A 19,460-nucleotide genomic window follows, 5' to 3' on the forward strand; every position below is an offset into this window, starting at 1 on the left:
GAAAATGAAGTTTGTGAAATTGTCAGCGCTGCTTGCCGGCTCTGCGCTCTGTTCGATGCCGGCGCTGGCCGCCAGCGTGGAAAAGATCGAGGGCGGCGTCATCGTCACCCCCGACAGCGGCCCGTCCGACACCGTGACGGTAACCCTCCACGGCGAGGGCATCTTCCACGTGGTGGCCGATGCCAAGGGCTTCGAGGCGCCCGCCGCCAACGCCAGCCTGATGGCGCCCAATCCGCCCAAGGCGGGCACCTACAAGGTAAGCGAGAAGCAGGGCTATGTCTTTGTGAGCGCGGCCAAGGCCAGCGCCGCGATCAACACCGCGACCGGGCAGGTGCGCTTCTACGACGCCAAGGGCGCGGAGCTCCTGAGCGAAAGCGCGCCGGCCGTCTTCACCCAGACTTCGGCTGACGGCACGCCCTACGTCACCGTCTCGCAGCAGTTCAACCGCGGCACCGACGAGGGCATCTATGGCCTCGGCCAGCACCAGCAGGCGGTGATGGACTACAACGGCAAGGACGTGGAACTTGCCCAGCACAACATGGATATCGGCACGCCCTTCCTCGTCTCGACGAAGAACTACGGCCTGCTCTGGGACAACGAGAGCATCACCCGCTTCGGCAACCCGATGCCCTACGCGCTGGTGGGCGAAGAGGGCGGCCTGAAGGTCACCTCGGACGGCAAGCCCGGCTTCAAGGCGCAGTACTTCCTCGATGGCAAGCTCGCCGTCGAACAGCAGGAAGCTTCGATCGACTACCAGTACATCGAGGACCAGGCCAAGTGGCCCGAAGCCGCCAAGGCGAAGACCGAAGCCGCGACCGAAGGCCAGAACACGGCCGGTAACGCGGTGCAGACCCAGACTGTGGTGTGGACCGGCACGCTCCACCCCGAGAAGACCGGCACCCACCAGTTCCAGCTCTATGGTTCGAGCTATTACAAGGTCTACGTCGATGGCGAGCTGCTGCTCGACCGCTGGCGCCAGAACTGGAACCCCTGGTACGCCGATTTCGAGGTGCCGCTGACCGCGGGCAAGGACGCCGAGGTGCGCATCGAGTGGGAGCCTAACGCGGGCTACATGGCGCTGCTGCACAAGGACCCGATGCCCGAGGCCGACCGCCACTCGGTCTGGTTCACGAGCGAGGTCGCGCGCGACAAGGACTACTGGTTCATTCCGGGCAAGGACATGGACGGTGTCGTTGCGGGCTACCGCGAGCTGACCGGCAAGTCGGAAATGATGCCCAAGTGGGTCTACGGTTTCTGGCAGTCGCGCCAGCGCTACGAGGACGAGAGCCAGCTACTCGACGTGCTCCACACCTATCGCCAGCTGAACTATCCCATCGACAACATCGTGCTCGACTGGCGCTACTGGAAGGACGATGCCTGGGGCAGCCACGACTTCGACGAGACGCGCTTCCCCGATCCGGCCGCGATGGTCGAGGACGTCCACGCGAACAACGCCGAGATCATGATCTCGGTCTGGCCCAAGTTCTATCCCACCACCGAGAACTACAAGGAGCTCGATGCCGCGGGCGCGATGTACCACGGCAACATCGAGCAGGGGAACAAGGACTGGGTCGGCGTGGGCTACCTCAACTCCTTCTATGATCCCTATTCGGAGAAGGGACGCGAGATTTTCTGGGATCAGATCGAGAAGAAGATCGCGGTCAAGGGCTTCGACGCCTGGTGGGCGGACGCATCCGAGCCGGATCTGCACTCCAACCTCTCGATCGAGAAGCGCATCGATACGATGGGCCCGACCGCAGCTGGTCCTGCGGCCGAGTTCTTCAACTCGTTCCCGCTGATGAATGCCGAGGCGTTCTACGACGGCTGGTCGTCCTACAAGAGCGACGTGCGCCCCTTCCTGCTGACGCGCTCGGGTTTCGCAGGGCTGCAGCGTTACAGCTCGGCCGTGTGGTCGGGTGATGTTGCGACGCGCTGGTATGACCTCAAGGCGCAGATTTCGGCGGGCGTGAACACCGCCATGTCGGGCTTTGCCAACTGGACGCACGACATTGGCGGCTTCTCGGTCGAGCCGCGCTGGACCGTCGAGAACCCGACGCCGGAAGACCTTGCCGAATGGCAGGAGCTGAACCTGCGCTGGTTCCAGTTCGGCGCCTTCAGCCCGATCTTCCGCAGCCACGGCGAGTTCCCCTACCGCGAGATCTTCGAGATCGCGCCGGAAGGTTCGGACATGCGCACCTCGATGGTGTGGTACGACAAGCTGCGCTACCGCCTGATGCCCTACATCTACACCCTGGGCGCGGACACCTACCTCAAGGATGGCTCGATCATGCGCGGCATGGTCATGGACTTCCCCGAGGATGCAAAGGCTCGCGCGGTCAACGACCAGTTCCTCTTCGGCAAGGCCTTCCTGGTTGCGCCGGTCGCAGACTACCAGGTGCGTGAGCGCGAGGTCTGGTTCCCGGGCGAGGGCCTGACCTGGTACGACTTCGAGACCGGCAAGGCCTACGAGGGCGGTACCTCGGCGACCGTACCGGCGCCTGCCGAGCGGATGCCGCTGTTCGTGAAGGCGGGCTCGATCGTGCCGATGGGCCCGGTCATCCAGTATGTCGACGAACAGCCCGAGGCGCCCGTGACGCTGGTCGTCTACACCGGCGCGGACGGTGCGTTCTCGCTCTACAACGACGATGGCCGCTCGCTCGGCTACAAGACCGGTGCGTTCGAGCGCATGCCGATCCGCTACGACGATGCCACCGGCACCGTCACGCTCGGCGCGCGTGAGGGGCAGGGCTACGAGGGCATGCCCCAGAGCCGTACCGTACGCGTGAAGTGGATCGCACCCGGCGACAGTGTGGCCGAGGCGACGAGCTACGATGCGCAAGTGACATGGAATGGCAAGGCGGTGCGGATCGAGCGTCCGTAACTGCCTTGCGGGGTCTGGCCTGCCTCGCCTCTCCTCCTCCAAAAGTGAGGCAGGCCAGGCCCTCCCATGCAGAAGTGTGCCCCCTCGGGCAAGTCCTGAGGGGGCGATATTGACTATAAATCATAGTTGTATCGCCCAATCGTGCCGTTTTTTCGGCCTCTTGAATTAATTTGAAACAAACGCCGATGCCGCGCTAGTTGGTGGTAGCGTTACCTTTTCTGGGAGAGCCATCCGCATGTCCGCGTCACGCAGGAACAGCCGAGCCACGAGGCGGTGCGCACCATGCTGAAGGGGCTACATCCGTCCCGGCGCGCCTTCCTCGGCAGCATGCTTGGAGCAGGCGGTCTTGCCGGACTGGCCGGATCGGCTCAGGGACAGATCGCGACGAAGCCTGGGCCGGTCGAGCCGACCTGGAATTCGCTGGTGGCGAACTACCGCTACCCGGACTGGTTTCGGGACGCCAAGTTCGGCATCTGGTCGCACTGGGGGCCGCAGTCGGTGCCCGAGCAGGGCGACTGGTATGGCCGCTTCATGTACATGCAGGGCCACCCCATGTACGAGCACCATCTGCGCACCTATGGCCATCCCGCTGACACGGGCATGATGGAGGTCCAGAAGCGCTGGACCGCCGACAAGTGGGACCCTGAAGGCCTGATGGACCGCTTCGTGAAAGCGGGCGCGAAGTACTTTGTCAGCCTCGCCTGCCATCACGACAACCTGGATTGCTACGATTCCGCGCACCACGGCTGGAACTCGCTGCGCGTCGGGCCGGGGCGCGACGTGGTCGGGACCTGGGAGAAGGCGGCGCGCCGGGCAGGCCTCAAGTTTGGTGTCTCCAACCACACCTCGCACGCCTGGCACTGGTATCAGCCGGCTTATGCCTATGATCCCGAAGGGCCGCGTGCGGGTGAGCGCTACGATGCCTACCATCTGACGAAGGAGGATGGCGCAGGCACCTGGTGGGAGGGGCTCGATCCGCAGGATCTCTATACCGGCCGCCACATGGTCGCGCCGGACGGCATTGATAGCGTCGCGGCCATGAACGCCTGGCATGACGCGCACGACGGTGAGTGGATCGAGACCGTGCCGCCCGGTGACACCGCCTTCGCGCGCCAGTGGTTGCTGCGCCAGATGGACCTGGTGGCAAAGTACCGCCCCGACTTCTGCTATACGGACAATTACGAGCTGCCCTTCGGGCCCTATGGCCTCGCCGCAGCGGCCGACTATTACAACCGCTCGCTCGAATGGCACGGCAAGATCGACGTGGTGCTGACGGCCAAGCAGTTGACCCCGCGCGCGCGCTTCGGGCTCGTGCAGGATGTCGAGCGCGGCTTCACAGACCATCTCTGGGACGAGCCCTGGCAGACCGACACGTGCCTGGGCGACTGGTTCTACAACCGCGCGCGCTTTACCGACAAGAGCTACGTGCCCGCCGCCGCCGTGGTGCAGCGTCTGGCCGACGTCATTTCGAAGAACGGCAACCTGCTCCTGTCGGTGCCCCAGCGCGGCGATGGCACGATCGATGCCGAGGAAGAGAAGATCCTCGACGATCTCGCACGCTGGTTCGCGGTGAACGGAGAGGCGGTCTATGGCTCGCGCCCCTGGCACGTCTACGGCGAGGGACCGACCCAGCTTCAGGTCGGCATGCAGAACGAGGGCGGTTTTGAAGGCTTCGTGCCGGGCGACGTGCGCTTCACGACCAGGGAGGACGCGCTCTACCTCTTCGTGCTGGCGACAGGCGATGCGCCGCTCCAGGTCCGGGCTCTCGGCCGCCGCGCGCTGGCGCAGGCGGGCAAGGGCCGAATTGCGCGGATCACACAGGTGGGCGGTGGCCCGGTGCCCTTCCGTCAGGACGCAGGCGTGCTGCATCTCGACCTCGCGCCGGGGGACATTTTCGTGCCGGTGCTCAAGATCGAGGGGCCGGGGCTCGTCTGATCGCCCCGGTAGAGAAGGCATGGAAAGACAGGAGAGAGCGATGTTTCGGCGAATGGTTCGGTGCGGCTTGGGAATGGCAGGCGCTCTGGCGCTGTCGGCCCTGCCCGCGATGGCAGGTGCCGACGAGTTGCCTCGGATCGCCACGAAGGATGGGCGCCACGCTCTGATGGTCGATGGCGCGCCGTTCCTGATGCTGGGCGCGCAGATCAATAATTCCAGTTCCTGGCCCGCCGCGATGCCCGGCGTCTGGCCCGCGATGGAGGCCATGCACGTCAACACCGTGGAAGCGCCGATCGGCTGGGAGCAGATCGAGCCGGAGGAAGGCAAGTTCGACTTCTCCGCCGTCGATACCCTGCTGGACGAAGCCCGCGCGCATGATGTGCGCCTGGTTCTCCTGTGGTTCGCGACCTGGAAGAACACCAACCCGCAGTACGCACCTGCCTGGGTGAAGCTGGACAACGCCCGCTTCCCGCGCATGCGCCGGGCCGATGGCACCTTCCACTACGCGCTTTCGCCTTTCGCGAAGTCGACGCTGGAGGCCGACAGCCGCGCCTTCGCTGCGCTCATGGGCCACCTGAAGGAGGCCGATCCGCAGAACACGGTCATCATGGTGCAGGTCCAGAACGAGCCGGGCACCTATGGCCTTGCCCGCGACCACTCGCCCGCAGCCGAAAAGGCCTTTGCCGCCCCCGTTCCCGAGGCGCTGCGCCGCCGGACGGGCAAGGGGAAAGGGACTTGGCAGGAGCTCTACGGGCGCGATGCCGAGCTCTATTTCCACTCTTGGCATGTCGCGCGCTACATCGATGCGGTTGCCGCTGCGGGAAAGGCGGTAAAGCCGCTGCCGATGTACGCGAACGCCGCGCTGACCGGCAATCCCTTCGACTGGCAGGATCCCAATACCTACGCGAGCGGCGGCCCGGCCAACACCGTGATCGACGTCTACAAGGCGGCCGCGCCGCATCTCGACCTTGTCGGTCCCGATATCTACACCACGAAGCACAAGGATTACCTCGGCTTCCTCGACAAGTACGACCGCCCTGACAACGCGCTCTTCGTGCCGGAGACGGGTCATGCCAAGGAGTACGCGCGCTTCTTCTTCGAGGCGATGGGGCGCGGCGCGATCGGCTGGTCGCCCTTCGGGATCGACCGCTTGCGCTATTTGCCGAGCTTTCCCGTGACTTCGAAGCTGAACGACGAGGCGTTGACCCCGTTTTCGGCGAACTACGCCCTGTTCGAGGGGCTCGAACGGCTCTGGCCGAAATGGGCCTTTGCGGGCAAGACCTGGGGCGTGGCCGAGCCGGAAGACCCGGCGGACGAACACCGCGAGGTACTGGACCTCGGCCGCTACAAGGCCGAGGTCAGCTTCGGGCGCGGCGACTGGGGCATGGGCGAGGCCAAGGGCAATGACTGGCCCAAGGGTGGAGCGGCTATCGCCCAAATCGCCCCCGACGAATACCTTGTCACGGGCCGCTTCGCGCGCGTGACGTTCGAGATGGCGGATCCGGCCCGTGCGAACCTCATCCTCGATCGCGTCGAGCAGGGCCACTACGACGAGGCAGGCAACTGGGTCTTCGAGCGGGTGTGGAACGGGGACCAGGTCGACTGGGGGCTGAACTTCACCGCCGCCAACCAGATCCTGCATGTGAAGCTGGCGACATACCCGATCCGGTAAGAAAAGGGCTTTCCGAGGGCCATCGCCCTCGGGCTCCCCAAACTGTCTGCCTCACCTTTCTCAGCCACCGTGGCGCGCGGAAGGTGAGGCAGATAGTATGGGGTCAAGGGGTGATGGCCCCTTGAATCATCACTTCTACCCCTTGTGCCGCGGCAGCCGCAGGCCCCAGTGGATCGCCGCGCCGCGCAGGCAAAAGCCGCAAAGCGTGGCAAGGATCGTCGCGAGCCCGGACGACAGCCCGGCCATGGTCAGGCCCAGAAAGACACCCGCCGCCAGCAGCGCGGCGGTGACGTAGAGTTCGTTGCGCAGGAGGATCGAGGGGACGCCTGCGACCACGTCGCGGATGACGCCGCCCATGCACGCGCTCATTACCCCCATGGCTACGGCGGGAAGGGGGGCTGCGCCCAGGCTCAGCGCCTTGCCGGTGCCGAAGACCGCGAAAGCGGCAAGGCCGCCCGCATCGAACCATTCCAGCGCACGCTCGGGCCAGATGCGGGTGGGCAAGAGCCAGACCAGGATGCCCACTGCGATGCACAGCACCAGCGGGGCGGGAGAGAGGATCCAGTTGACCTGAACGCCCGTGAAGACGTCGCGCAGCGAGCCTCCTCCGATCCCCGCGACGGTGGCGAAGAAGATAGAGGCGATGATGTCGAGGTTCTTGCGCGCGGCAACGAGCGCACCCGAAACCGCGAACACGGCGATCCCGGTGTAGTTCACGATGTCGAGGATCGGTCCGACGAGAACGAGTTCAGCGGGGACGAGTTGGGTGGCAACAGGCATCACCCAGCCTTACACACGCCCGGGCGTGAGGGGGAATAGGGGGCGACCCGCAGGTGCTGCGTTGTCCGAAGGAATTTTCATATCGCAGGAATTCGCGGCCCCTGAAACGACAGAAGGCGCCCCTGTCGGGGCGCCTTCCGGAAGTTCGTGGCGCGAAGGCCCGAGATGCTTACTTGGGCGAGAGCACCATGAGCATCTGGCGGCCTTCCATGCGCGGGTAGGCTTCGACCTTGGCGATCTCGGCAACGCCTTCCTGCACGCGGCGCAGCAGGTTCATGCCCAGCTGCTGGTGCGAAAGTTCGCGGCCGCGGAAGCGCAGGGTGACCTTCACCTTGTCGCCCGCCTCGATGAAGCGCTGTACGTTGCGCATCTTCACGTCGTAGTCGTGGTCATCGATGTTCGGACGCATCTTGATCTCTTTGATCTCCTGCGTCTTCTGGGTCTTGCGCGCTGCGTTGGCCTTCTTCTGGGCCTCGTAGCGGTACTTGCCTACATCGAGAAACTTGCACACCGGCGGATCGGCGTTGGGCGACACTTCCACGAGGTCGAGGCCGACATCGGCCGCACGCTCGATTGCGTCACGCGTCGAAAGGACGCCAACATTCTCGCCGTTCTCGTCGATCACGCGGACCTTGTCGGCTTGGATGAACTTGTTGTAGCGCGGTCCGCTCTTGACCGGTGGCGCCATCATGCGCCGGGGTGGGGGTGCTATATGCGTTCTCCTGAGTCGTTACTCTGAAATCGTGCGAATGCGGGCGTCCTTAATGCGAATCGTGGCCTCGCGCAAAGTGCGATTTTCCAAACGTTCCACAATGAATGCCCCGGCCGGAGACCCGGCCTTGTTCACTTATATAGGCAATCAGGCCGCTTTTCGCCAGAGGGGGTAGCGAACAAGCCGTTTTTGCGCCGGGATCAGGGCATCTATGGCCTGGGCGGGCTGTAGCGCACCCAGTATCGCGGGATCGTCGGCCGCCATGCCTCCGGTGAGCGCGCCGAAGGCCGGGAGGATAAGGCGCGTCTCGCTCGCCACGGTGCAGGCGCGGCGGATGCGGCGCCCGCGTGCGGTCACTTCCAGACGGGGGTGGAAATGCCCGGAAAGCTCCGGCTCGGTGACGTTGGGCTGAGCCTCGTGGCGCAGCGCAATGCCCGAGACGTGCATTTCTGCCACGCAGGTGCCGCCCGCCGCCGTTCCCAGTTCGGGGTCGTGGTTGCCGGTGATCCAGACCCATTCGAGTGCGCGGGTGAGAGCATCGAGCATGCCTGCCGCGTGTGGCTCCAGACGCTCAGGGCCCGCGCTGTCGTGGAAATTGTCGCCGAGCGCGAAGACCCGGCGTGCGCCGGTCTGGCGCACCGCCTGCGCCAGACGCTCGAGCGTCTCGCGGCTGTCGTAGGGCGGCAGCATCTGTCCGGTGCGCGCGTAGAAGCTGGCCTTCTCCAGATGCAGGTCGGCGACCAGCAGCGCATCCTCGCGCGGCCAGTAGAGCGCACCGGGGCGCGAACCGGAGCCTTCCAGCAGGACCATTTCCTGCGCGCAGAACGAAAAGGGAACCATGGCTTTTCCTTGCCGTGTCCGGTCCGATTTGGCAAGCGCGTGCCAACAACGAGAAACAGGACTGCTATGACCGATTGGGCCCCCTACACCCGCCGCGCCAGCGAATGGTTCGAAACCCTGCGCAACCAGATATGCGCCGAGTTCGAGGCGATCGAGCGCGAAGCCGGTAGCGAGGCCTCGTTCCAGTACACGCCCTGGCGGCGCGATGCGGTCGACGATGAAAAGGGCGAGACCGGCGGCGGTACGCGCGGACTAATGAAGGGGCAGGTGTTCGAGAAGGTGGGGGTCAACATCTCCACCGTTCACGGCGCTTTCGGCAAGGAGTTTGCCGGCTCGATCAACGGGGCCTCGGTGGAGCGCCCGGAATTTTCGGCGACAGGCATCAGCCTCGTTGCGCACATGGCCAATCCGCATGTGCCGGCGGTCCACATGAACACCCGCTTCCTCACCACGACCAAGGCCTGGTTCGGGGGCGGTGCAGACCTCAATCCGCCGCTGCCCTACGATGAGGATACCGAGGAATTCCACGCGGCCTTCAAGGCTGCCTGTGACGCGCATGGCGAGGATTACTACGAGCGCTTCAAGGCTTGGGCGGATGAGTACTTCTATATTCCTCACCGCAAGGTCCACCGGGGTGTGGGCGGGATCTTCTACGATCACCTCGAATGCGCCGACGAAGCGATGTGGGAGGCGAACTTCGCCTTCACGAAGGCGGTGGGCGAGGCGTTCCTTGCCATCTTCCCCAAGCTGGTGCGCCGCCGCATGGGGATGGACTTCACGCCCGCCGACAAGGCGCAGCAGCTGGAATGGCGCGGGCGCTATGCCGAGTTCAACCTCGTCCATGACCGGGGCACGCTGTTTGGCCTCAAGACCGGCGGCAACATCGATGCCATCCTGATGAGCCTTCCGCCCGAGGCGACCTGGAGTTGAGCCGCCAGGACTTCTGCAAGGCGCCCTGGGAGGTCGATCTTATGGCCGAAGCCGGGCGCCTGCTGGCCTCGGTCTTCGGGCTGATCGACCGTACGCCGCTGGCGGGCAAGTCCACGCTGGAAATCGACACCATGGTCGAGCGCTTCATCGTCGATGAACTGGACGCGCGCCCGGCAAGCAAGGGGCAGTACGGCTTTCCCTATGTGCTCAATTCCTCGATCAATTCGGTGGTGTGCCATGGCATGCCCAAGGACAGCGATGTCCTGAAGGACGGCGACATCGTCAACTTCGACATCACGCTGGAGAAGGGCGGCTACATCGCCGACTCCAGCAAGACCTATCTGGTCGGAGACGTCCACCCGGCCGCGCGCAAGCTGGTCGAAACGACCTACGCCGCGCTCTGGAAGGGCATTGCCGAAGTGCGCCCGGGCGCGCGGCTGGGTGATATCGGCCACGTCATCGAACGCCACGCGCATCGCGCGGGCTATTCGGTCGTGCGCGAGTTCTGCGGGCACGGCATCGGCCAGCAGATGCACGAGGAACCCCAGGTCCTCCACTTCGGCCGCCCGGGTACCGGCGTCCTGATCGAGGAGGGCATGACCTTCACCATCGAACCGATGCTCAATCAGGGCCGACGCGGCGTGCGCCAGGAGAAGGACGGCTGGACCGTGCGCACGCTCGACGGCGGCCTCTCCGCACAGTTCGAGCACACCGTTGCGGTTACGGCGAGCGGAGTGCGCGTGCTGACGTTGCGGCCTGAAGAGCGCGCGATGGCCGCGAAGCTGGAGCGGGCAGGGGCGTTCTAGGTTGAAGAAATAAAAGGATGTTCCGAGGGCCATCGCCCTCGGGCTCCCCAAACCTGTCGAGCGCAGCGCGTTTCTGCAAACGAGCGCCCGGGGCGAAGCCCCATTGCCCCGCATCCTCGCTTTTGCAGCGCGATGGTTCCGGAGGCGAACTGCCGCTGCCGATTCCGGGAGCCCGAGGGCGATGGCCCTCGGATGTCCCTTCTTCTACTTTCCGATCAAACGGCGGCGAACGCGTGGGCCCCCCAGTTCACCACGCGCTCTTCGTGCGTCGTGCCTGTGGTCGTGCGCGCGGCGATGGTGCTCATGAAGTGCCAGGCCCCGCGCACGCTGTCTTGCGTAAGGTCGAGCGAGACGTAGCCGCGGCGGCTGGCGTCGCACAGCGAGAGGCCGGGGTTGGCGCCTTGCAGTGCGCGGGCGAGGTTCTGCGGGGCAACCGAGGGAAGGTAGCTCTCGAAGCCCGGCGAGGTGACCGAGTGGCCTGCGTACTCGACACCGACGGGGGCGCCATCGACGCTGAGGTTCTGGCCCCAGGCGTTGTGGCTGTCGCCCGAGAGGACGACGAGGTTCGCTTCGGCCTCGCGCGCGGCGCGCAGCAGGCGTTCGCGTGCCGCTGGGTAGCCGTCCCAGGAATCCATGTTGAAGGGCAGGCCGACCTTGCTGGCTGCGGCAATGCCCATGAGCGCCTGGCGCACCTTGGGGTCCGCACCGTTAGGGGTGATGTCGCCCATCTCGGTAGGCGACTTGAGCGAGCCCATGACGATCTGCTGCGCGAGGACCTGCCAGCGCGTACCGGACTTGACCGACTGCGCGATCTCGCGGTTGAGCCATTGCTCCTGCTTCGCGCCCATAACGGTACGGGCCGGGTCCTGCCAGGCGCCGTCGCGAAATTCGATCATGGCCTTGGCGATGTCGTCCTTGCCTACGAGCGCCTTGGCGAAATCGAGCTGTTCGACGCGTCCGGTGATGCGGGTTTCGGGGCGGAAGATCGTGGCGAGCGAGCCGATCTGGAAGCTGTTGTAGGGAGTGTCGGAGACCGGCATCCATTCGCGGTAGACGCGCTCGGCAATGGCGCGCCGCGCGCTCCAGGGGCCTTCGGTGTCGCTCTGGTGGTTCTCCGCGCCGTTCATCCAGGCATCGTTCGCCAGTTCGTGGTCGTCCCACTGCGCCAGCATCGGGAAGCGGCGGTGAAGCGCCTGTAGGTCCGGATCCAGACGATAGGAGGCGTAGCGCAGGCGGTAGTCCGCGAGCGTCAGGATCTCGTGGTCGGGCTGGACCTCGCGCCCGGCCATGGCCTTGGCCGGATAGGAGCCGTTGGGCGCGTACTCGTAGAGGTAATCGCCGACGTGGATGACGAGGTCGAGGTCGTCGCGCTTGGCCGCATGGGCATAGGCGTTGAAGAAGCCGAAGGGCATGTTCGAGCAGGAGAACAGCCCGATGCCGAAGCGCGCGACATCGCCGGTGGGCAGCGTGCGGGTGCGGCCGACATCGCTGATGGAGCCATCGGGGGCGATGAAGCGGTAGTGGTACCAGCGGTTGGGGGCAAGGCCGGTGACGACCAGCTTGGCGCAGTTGTCATGCTCGGGCGAGGCGATCACCTCGCCGCCCGACACGACCTTGCGGAAAGCTTCGTCGACGGCGACCTCGCAGCGCAGTTTCGTCTCACCGCTGCCGACGTAGCGGGTCCACAGGAGGACCGAATTGCCCGACGGTTCACCGCTCGCCACGCCGTGGGTGAAGCCCTGGGCGGTCATCGCCTGGGCCAGGCCCGGCAGCGCCAGAGCGCCGAGGCCGAGGAGGCTGCCCTGGATGAGAAGGCGGCGGTCGAGAGTGAGAGGCATGGCAGGCAATGTCCTGTGTCGCAGGCTATCGGGAAGTGCGAAAAAGGGGCGGGGTGGCCGGGCGCGGGACGTGTCCTGTGCCCGGCCACCCCGGATCGTCAGAAGCGGGCCTTCACGGTCACGCCGTAGGTGCGCGGCTCGGCCGGGATGAAGGTGGGGTGCCCGAAGGCGCCGCCGGTGTTGCCCGCATCGAGGAGGTACTTCTCGTCGAAGAGGTTACGCGCCCAGCCCGCGATTTCATACTGGCCGTTGGCGAAGGTCACGCCGCCGCGCACGTTGGCGAGCGTCACGCCGGGCTGGCTGATCGCTTCGGTGTTGGGCGTCTCGAAGTAGATCTTCGAGCGGTAGGTCACGCTGGGCGAGAGGAACAGGCCGACGGTCTCGGTTACCGGGGCATCGATGATGAGCCCGGCCGAGGCCTGCCACTCGGGCTGGAGGCGGAAGCGCGAACCGGCCAGGTTGCCGTTCTCGGGATCGTTGTCGATACCGCCATCGATCCAGCCACCGTTGGCGTAGGCGCGCAGCCAGGAAGTGGGGCTCACCTCGACTTCGGCCTCGACGCCCAGGTTGCTGGCCGAGCCCGCGCTGATCGTGCGCGCGTTGCCGCCCGCCTCGATCACGGTGACCTGGAAGTCGGAGTACTGCTGGTAGTAGACGCCGAGCGAGCCCGAGAAGATGCCGCTCGCCATCTTCACGCCGCCTTCGTAGTTCCACACGGTCTCGTTGCCGACCTCGTTGGGGCCTGCATAGCGTGCCCCTGTGTCGGCGTCGGTGAGCGTCGTCACCTGGACCGAGGGTGAACGGCGGCCCTTGGAGATAGTGGCGTAGAGGTTGACCTCGTCGGTCACGCGCAGCAGCGCGTTGAAGCGCGGCAGGAATGCCGCGTAGCTGCGGTCCGCGTAGACCACCTCGCCATCGGTGTTGGCGTAAGGCAGCAGCGGCTGGCCGTAGATCGGGGCGACCGGCTGGTAGGTGGAATAGCCCGAGCGGCGCTTCTCGATGAGGACGCGCGCGCCCGCGTTGAGTTCAAGCGCCGGGGTAGGGATCCAGGTCGCCTCGCCGAACATCGACCAGGACTGGTTGCGGCCCTCGTTCTGGAACCAGCTGGCATAGGGCGCGCTTTCGATCAGGCCGCCGGTGGCAAGACCCGTGGCGAGCGCGGCGGGCACGGAATTGTCGGGCGCTACGCAGCCAAGGCCGGGGATGATGTTCGCGGTGCACTGCAGGTAGGTGCCGACTTCGCTGGAGAAGGGCACGTACTGGCGCGTGTCCTCGATCATGTAGTTCCAGCCGAAGTGGGCGCGCCACTGGTCATCGGCATAGGCGAAGCGGCCCTCGTGGCTGAACTGCCAGCCATCGGCCTGCTCGGCGAATTCCAGATAGGAGGCGGCCGAACCATCGGCGTCGAAGACCTCCAGCGAATCGAAGTTGCGGTAGCCGTTGACCGTGGTGAAGCTCCAGCCGTCCGCGAAGTCCCAGTTGAAGGTGAAGTTCACGTCGTAGACGTCACGGTCGAGGCCCAGCTTGTCCTTGCCCAGGACTTCCTGTGAATTGGGCGAGCCGCCCAGGTACGCATCGCCGTAGACGTCGTCCACGGCCGTCGAGCCGAGCGTGCGCGAAAGGAACGGCGTGCCCGAGTTGCGCTGGCGGTCGTAGGTGAAGACGAGATCCGCGGTGATGTCCGGGGTGGGGGTGAAGCGCAGCGAGCCGCGCACGCCCAGCGTGTTGATGCCGTAGAGGTCGTCCTGATCGGGCGCGAGGTTCTTCACGTAGCCGTCGCGGTTCTTGTACTTGAACGCGACGCGGCCCGCGATCACGTCGTTGCCTGCATTCAGGAAGCCGCCCGCTTCATAATAGTCATAGTTGCCGTAGCCGCCCGAAATCTCGGCCGAGAGGCCGGGCTTGGGCTTGGCCGAGACCATCGAGATCGCGCCCACGGTCGAAGCGGTGCCGAACAGGGTCGCCTGCGGGCCCTTGACGACCTCAATGCGCTCCATGTCGTAGATGCCCTGGTAGGCCCCGCGCGAGCGCGAGATGTCGACGCCGTTGTAATAGAGCGTGACGCGCGCGGCGTCCTGCGCCGAGCCGCTGTCCGAGGTGATGCCGCGGATCACGATGCCCGGGTTGTTGGCGCTCTGCTCCTGGATGTTGAGGCCGGGAACGTAAGCCGAAAGCTCGTCGAGTTCGGAAACGCCGATTTCCGCCATGCGTTCGCCCGAAAGCGCGCTGAGGGTGACGGGCACGTCCTGTGCGCGCTGTTCATAGCGCTGCGTGGTGACGATGATCGCGTTTTCGCTTTCGCCAATGCCGTCGGCCTCGGCGGCCTGTGCGGCAGAGGCAAGCGCGACAAGGGACGAACCGACGACAAGTGCGGAGAAGACAGCGGACAGTTTCACGGAAAAAAGGTTCCCTCACGAAATAAGCGACACGTTGGAGTGGCTTGCGGGAAGCCCCCTAGCCGGTGTTTGTGACAGCCGCGCGAACCCTTCCGCTTGAAAACGGGGAAGGTCTACGGTGCCGGGGAGGCCCTTTGTCGCAAATTTACAATCGGGAACAGCCTGTTCGTGCAGGCATCAGGATGTGCCTTCGACAGACACGCAGACGCAGCCGGACGCGTAAGGGCCGACTGCGTGGGATGTGCGAGAGGTCCAGGAAGGACGACGCCGGGGGGCGGCGCCTCAGCAGGCGTAGAGAGGGGCGCTCTCTGCCTTGGGTGTGGCGCGCAAGAGGCGGTTCTCCACCTGCCCGCCCAGAGTTCCGGCCATGTTGCCGTTGCGGCGCTGGTTGGCCAGACCGATGCCATGCAGGTCGAGAGGGGCGGATAACTGCACGCCGAATTCGCGGCCTTCCACCCAGCGGACCTCGCCCTTGAGGCCGAAGGTCCCGGCAAGGTCAAGCTCGATCACTTCGCCGCAGCAAGGGAGCAGGTCCTTGCTGGCAAGGCACATGCCCTGCTCGGAAACGTTGCGGATCATCACCGGGGTGCCGTCCAGACCGGGCAGCGTCATCATCGCGCGCATCAAGGTGCGGTGGCGGGGTGCGCGCGTCACGCGGGCCATGCGGCCGCCCCGTGCCTTCATCGCACTCGCTTCCGCCGTCTGCTGCGTCCCCGCTATCGCGGCCTCTCTATCCAGCATTCCCATATCGTCGGGTCTCCTCGCTGGTCTTCCGCATCGGGCGGCAGACTCTCCTCACTCTCAATCTAGATGATGCGCGGGACATTGCTGGCGAAGCGTTAACCCTCGCCCCGGTGGATTTGCGATGAAAACGATTGAATTTGCGCCGTGCACGGGGTTAATCTTTTCCGGCCTGCCCCGGCCTCGCGCGTATCTGGTTGCAAAGACTGCATCTGAGCACGGCAAGGCTTGCCGTGCGCCAAAAAATCTTCACATGACATGGAACGATGCTGCGCCAGTACGAACTAGTTGAACGCGTCAAGGAATACGCGCCCGAGGCCGACGAGGCCCTGCTCAACCGTGCCTATGTCTACACGGTCCAGAAGCATGGAACCCAAAAGCGGGCGAGCGGGGACCCCTATTTCTCGCACCCGGTCGAAGTCGCCGGCCTGATGACCGAGCTCAAGCTCGACCAGCAGACAATTATCACCGCGCTCCTCCACGACACGGTCGAGGATACGCTGGCGACGACCGACGAGATCGAGAAGCTCTTTGGCGCTGACGTTGCGCGGCTGGTCGATGGCGTCACCAAGCTCTCCAAGATCGAGGTGATGACCGAGAACGAGCGCGCGGCCGAGAACCTGCGCAAGTTCCTCCTTGCCATGAGCGAGGACCTGCGCGTCCTCCTCGTCAAGCTGGCCGACCGCCTCCACAACATGCGCACGCTCCACTTCATCAAGAAGCCGGAGAAGCGCCAGCGCATCGCGCGCGAGACCATGGAGATCTACGCGCCGCTGGCCGAGCGCGTGGGCATGTACGAATACATGCGCGAGATGCAGCTCCTCGCCTTCGAGCAGCTCGAGCCCGAAGGCTACGCCACGATCACCGGGCGTCTGGCCCAGATACGCAGCCAGGAAGGTGGGCAGGTCGATGCGATTGCGCTGGCCATCAAGCAGGCGCTCGCCGAAGCGGGCATCGCGGTCGAGGTGACGGGGCGGGAGAAGCACCCCTATTCGATCTGGCGCAAGATGAAGGAGCGCCACGTCTCCTTCGAGCAGATCACCGACATCATGGCCTTCCGCGTCCTCACCGAAAACCCGGACGACTGCTACCGCGCGCTGGGCGTGCTGCACCAGCACTGGCAGATGATCCCGGGGCGCTTCAAGGACTACATCTCGACGCCCAAGTCGAATGGCTACCAGTCCCTGCACACCGCGCTCATCTACGAGAACTCGATGCGCATGGAAGTGCAGATCCGCACCCGCGAGATGCACCGCCTCAACGAGTTCGGCCTGGCCGCACACTGGGCCTACAAGCAGGGCGGCTCGCGCCCCGACGGGCAGGTCGGCTGGCTGCGCGATCTGATCGAGATCGTCGACAGCACGCACGACGCCGAGGAACTGCTCGAGAACACCAAGCTCGCGATCTACCAGGACCGCATCTTCGCTTTCACCCCCAAGGGCGCGCTGCACCAGCTGCCCAAGGGCTCGACCGCGGTCGACTTCGCCTTCGCGGTCCATACCGATCTTGGCAGTTCGGCGGTGGGCGCCAAGATCAACAACCGCCACATGCCGCTGCGCACCCGTCTCAACAATGGCGACGTGGTGGAGATCATCAAGAGCGAGGGGTCCGAGCCGCAGCTCTCCTGGCTGGGCTTCGTCGTGACCGGCAAGGCCCGCGCCACGATCCGCCGCGCGGTGCGCGCCAAGGAGCGCGCCGAGATCGCCGAGATCGGCTCCAAGCTTTACGACGAGATCGTCACCCGCCTGCCCCAGCGCATCGGCAAGAAGGCGCTCCACGCCGCAATGGAACGCCTCGGAATGCGCAGTGAGGAAGACCTCATGTTCGCGATCGGCTCGGCCCATGTGACCGACCGCGAGGTGATGGAAGCGCTGGTCCCGGGCAGCACCGAGACCATGCCCGACGATCCCGAATGGACCCGCAGCGAGAAGGCCATCTCGATCAAGGGGCTGACGGCGGGGATGGGATTCGAGCTCGCCAAGTGCTGCCACCCGGTGCCGGGCGATCGCATCGTCGGTCTGCGCCGTCCCGACCACAAGGTCGAGGTCCACACGATCGATTGCCTGACGCTGGCCAATGGCGTCGATGCCGACTGGCTCGACCTGTCCTGGGGCTCGCGCACGACGGGCGCGACCGGACGTCTGCGCCTCGTGCTCTACAACCGGCCCGGCACGCTGGCCGAAGTCACGCAGATCTTCGCCAACGCGCACGCCAACGTCGCCAGCCTCAACATGGTCCAGCGCGACGATCCCTTCGGCACCTACGAGGCGGATCTCGAAGTCGCCGACCTGGCCCACCTCACGCGCATCATCGCGGCGCTACGGGCAAGTGCGGCGGTGACCGACGCGGAGCGCATCTAGGCGCGGGCTAGAAGGTCAGCTCCACCTCGACTGGCTCATCTTCGGCTAGGTCTTCGGCCTTGCGCACGGCGGCCTTGATGGGGAGCAGCCAGGCGCCGTCGCCCTTGCTGGGAAAGACCGAGGTCGCAAAGCGCGTCGCTCCGATACGCGCCTGGACCTTGATCGAACCGAAGCCGCGCCCCAGGCCCTCCAGCTTGCGCATCAGCGCGGTCGCGCTCAGCGTCTCGGCATCGGCGCCGGTGATACTGAGGAAGTACCAGGTCCCCCCGTTCGCGCTGCCCGTCCAGCGCCAGAGCGAGGCGGTGTGCGTGAGTGTCTCGCTCATTTCGCGGCGTGGCGGATGGGCACGGGGATGTTGCAGATGTCGATGCCGCCTGTGGGCTGGATGTAGAATGTGTCCTTGCGGTTGGCGCGCGAGGCGACGTACTTTTCAAAGCTTACGCTGTCGGTGGCGAGATATTCGAAGGCGGAAAGGTCCGCCACTTCGTCACCCATGCGCACCGAGACGATGGGTGTGCGCTCCTGCGGCGTTTCGTAGAAGCTGAGTTCGCCCGTGCCGCGCGGCAGCGAGGAGAGGTACTCCATCCCTTCGATCACCCGGCCGACGACGGCGATGTTGCGGTCGAGCTGGCGCGGGGCCTGTCCGATCACCGCGTAGAGCTCGGCGCCGGTACCGGTGTCGGGCGAATAATTGCGGCCCACTCCCACCGCGCCGTAGCAGTGGAGGGGCCAGAATCTCGGGTCGGTCTCGTCGGGATCTTCCGGGGCATCGGTGGCAACCGGCCAGCCCTGGTAGAACTCCACCCAGGGCGCGTAGCTGTCGCGCATGTGCCAGCCCATGTCGGCCTTCGCGGTGGCTGTGGCGGGAATCGAGGCGGGAGGGAGATCCTCTCCGATGAACAGGGATTGCGAATCGACTTCGGCCATGTCGGCCGAGACACGCGCTTCCGCTGCGCACTCGGAGTAGTCCTCCTCCGCGAACGAGGTGGTGTAGTCCTCCTCGCCCGGCGTGCAGAGCCCGTCCGGCAGCGGCTTGGCCTTGGCCGGGTTTTCACCCTCTGGATCGCCCCATTGCACCACGTAGTTGTCCTGGACCCGGACAATGGCGATGCCGTCGTACCAGCGCGCGGCAACGAGCGCGCGCATGTTGTGCGTCCAGGGTACCGAGAAGGGTCGCGGCATGAGCTGGATCACCACCCGGCGCGGCGTGCCATCTGTGGCAGGGGCCAGGTCCATGACCATGAGATCGGACGGCGCGATCTTACGCCATTCCCGGGCCTCGGACGCCTTGACGATGCTGTCGGGTGTGACGTCCGGTGCTCCCTCCTGCGCCGCTAGGGGAACTGCAAGAGCGGACGTGGCGGCGAGCAAGGGCAGGAGATGCCGAAGGAAAATGCGCATGAAATGACGATGCCACGCGCTCAGTGCTTGCGAAAGCCAAAAAGTGGCGCTAGTGGCACGCGCTCCAGCGATGCGGAGCGGTGGCCGAGTGGTCGAAGGCGCACGCCTGGAAAGTGTGTATACGGTAACCCCGTATCGAGGGTTCGAATCCCTCCCGCTCCGCCACTG

14 protein-coding genes and 1 tRNA gene are annotated in these 19,460 nt (G+C 65.4%); 7 read left to right on the top strand and 8 right to left on the bottom strand.

Going from position 1 to position 19,460, the window contains the following annotated elements:
- The first annotated feature begins 4 nt into the window (after nt 1-4).
- The 3 genes from LC060_RS03150 to LC060_RS03160 all read left to right on the top strand — a co-directional run bounded on the left by LC060_RS03150 (nt 5) and on the right by LC060_RS03160 (nt 6,488).
- Nucleotides 5-2,881: a TIM-barrel domain-containing protein gene (locus LC060_RS03150; protein ID WP_226632620.1), complete on the top strand. Its 2,877-nt coding sequence runs from the start codon at nt 5-7 to the stop codon at nt 2,879-2,881.
- Between the two features lie 282 nt (nt 2,882-3,163).
- Nucleotides 3,164-4,816 carry an alpha-L-fucosidase gene (locus LC060_RS03155; protein WP_226632622.1) on the top strand — a complete coding sequence of 551 codons (1,653 nt, stop codon included), beginning with the start codon at nt 3,164-3,166 and terminating at the stop codon, nt 4,814-4,816.
- Nucleotides 4,817-4,889: 73 nt separating this feature from the next.
- On the top strand, nt 4,890-6,488 hold the full coding sequence (locus tag LC060_RS03160; protein WP_226632624.1) for a DUF5597 domain-containing protein: 1,599 nt from the start codon (nt 4,890-4,892) through the stop codon (nt 6,486-6,488).
- Between the two features lie 135 nt (nt 6,489-6,623).
- On the opposite strand, the gene LC060_RS03165 is transcribed toward LC060_RS03160, so the two are convergent.
- From LC060_RS03165 to pdeM, 3 genes are all read right to left on the bottom strand, one after another.
- Nucleotides 6,624-7,268 (bottom strand): trimeric intracellular cation channel family protein, encoded by a 645-nt coding sequence (locus LC060_RS03165; RefSeq protein ID WP_226632626.1) that lies wholly within the window; start codon nt 7,266-7,268, stop codon nt 6,624-6,626.
- Nucleotides 7,269-7,437: 169 nt separating this feature from the next.
- On the bottom strand, nt 7,438-7,959 hold the full coding sequence (gene infC, locus LC060_RS03170) for a translation initiation factor IF-3 (RefSeq protein ID WP_039388811.1): 522 nt from the start codon (nt 7,957-7,959) through the stop codon (nt 7,438-7,440).
- Nucleotides 7,960-8,127: 168 nt separating this feature from the next.
- The gene (pdeM, locus tag LC060_RS03175) at nt 8,128-8,820 is read right to left on the bottom strand and encodes a ligase-associated DNA damage response endonuclease PdeM (RefSeq protein ID WP_226632628.1); all 693 of its coding nucleotides are present in this window, start codon (nt 8,818-8,820) and stop codon (nt 8,128-8,130) included.
- A 66-nt stretch (nt 8,821-8,886) separates the two neighbouring features.
- Here pdeM and hemF point away from each other — a divergent pair, with 66 nt between their 5' ends.
- On the top strand, nt 8,887-9,750 hold the full coding sequence (gene hemF / locus LC060_RS03180; protein ID WP_226632630.1) for an oxygen-dependent coproporphyrinogen oxidase: 864 nt from the start codon (nt 8,887-8,889) through the stop codon (nt 9,748-9,750).
- The gene (map, locus tag LC060_RS03185; RefSeq protein WP_226632632.1) at nt 9,747-10,556 is read left to right on the top strand and encodes a type I methionyl aminopeptidase; all 810 of its coding nucleotides are present in this window, start codon (nt 9,747-9,749) and stop codon (nt 10,554-10,556) included. Before hemF ends, map begins: the two co-directional genes overlap by 4 nt.
- A gap of 215 nt (nt 10,557-10,771) precedes the next feature.
- Here map and LC060_RS03190 read toward each other — a convergent pair whose 3' ends face one another.
- The 3 genes from LC060_RS03190 to LC060_RS03200 all read right to left on the bottom strand — a co-directional run bounded on the left by LC060_RS03190 (nt 10,772) and on the right by LC060_RS03200 (nt 15,474).
- Nucleotides 10,772-12,394, bottom strand: coding sequence for an alkaline phosphatase D family protein (locus LC060_RS03190; RefSeq protein WP_226632634.1), 1,623 nt, complete (start codon nt 12,392-12,394; stop codon nt 10,772-10,774).
- A 98-nt stretch (nt 12,395-12,492) separates the two neighbouring features.
- Nucleotides 12,493-14,790, bottom strand: a complete 2,298-nt coding sequence (locus tag LC060_RS03195) for a TonB-dependent receptor (RefSeq protein WP_226632635.1) — start codon at nt 14,788-14,790, stop codon at nt 12,493-12,495.
- A gap of 282 nt (nt 14,791-15,072) precedes the next feature.
- Nucleotides 15,073-15,474 carry a PilZ domain-containing protein gene (locus LC060_RS03200; RefSeq protein ID WP_226632644.1) on the bottom strand — a complete coding sequence of 134 codons (402 nt, stop codon included), beginning with the start codon at nt 15,472-15,474 and terminating at the stop codon, nt 15,073-15,075.
- Between the two features lie 323 nt (nt 15,475-15,797).
- Between LC060_RS03200 and LC060_RS03205 the strand changes: the two genes are divergently transcribed.
- Nucleotides 15,798-17,891: a RelA/SpoT family protein gene (locus LC060_RS03205; protein WP_226632646.1), complete on the top strand. Its 2,094-nt coding sequence runs from the start codon at nt 15,798-15,800 to the stop codon at nt 17,889-17,891.
- Between the two features lie 7 nt (nt 17,892-17,898).
- Here LC060_RS03205 and LC060_RS03210 read toward each other — a convergent pair whose 3' ends face one another.
- Entirely contained in the window at nt 17,899-18,216 is a 318-nt protein-coding gene (locus LC060_RS03210; protein ID WP_226632648.1) for a DUF1905 domain-containing protein, read from the bottom strand.
- Entirely contained in the window at nt 18,213-19,292 is a 1,080-nt protein-coding gene (locus LC060_RS03215; protein WP_226632650.1) for a peptidylprolyl isomerase, read from the bottom strand. Before LC060_RS03215 ends, LC060_RS03210 begins: the two co-directional genes overlap by 4 nt.
- A gap of 74 nt (nt 19,293-19,366) precedes the next feature.
- On the opposite strand from LC060_RS03215, the gene LC060_RS03220 reads away from it, so the two are divergent.
- A tRNA-Ser gene (locus LC060_RS03220) sits at nt 19,367-19,457 on the top strand.
- The last annotated feature ends 3 nt before the right edge of the window (nt 19,458-19,460 follow it).

Source organism: Novosphingobium profundi (genome assembly GCF_020524485.1).
Classification (GTDB): Bacteria; Pseudomonadota; Alphaproteobacteria; order Sphingomonadales; family Sphingomonadaceae; genus Novosphingobium; species Novosphingobium profundi_A.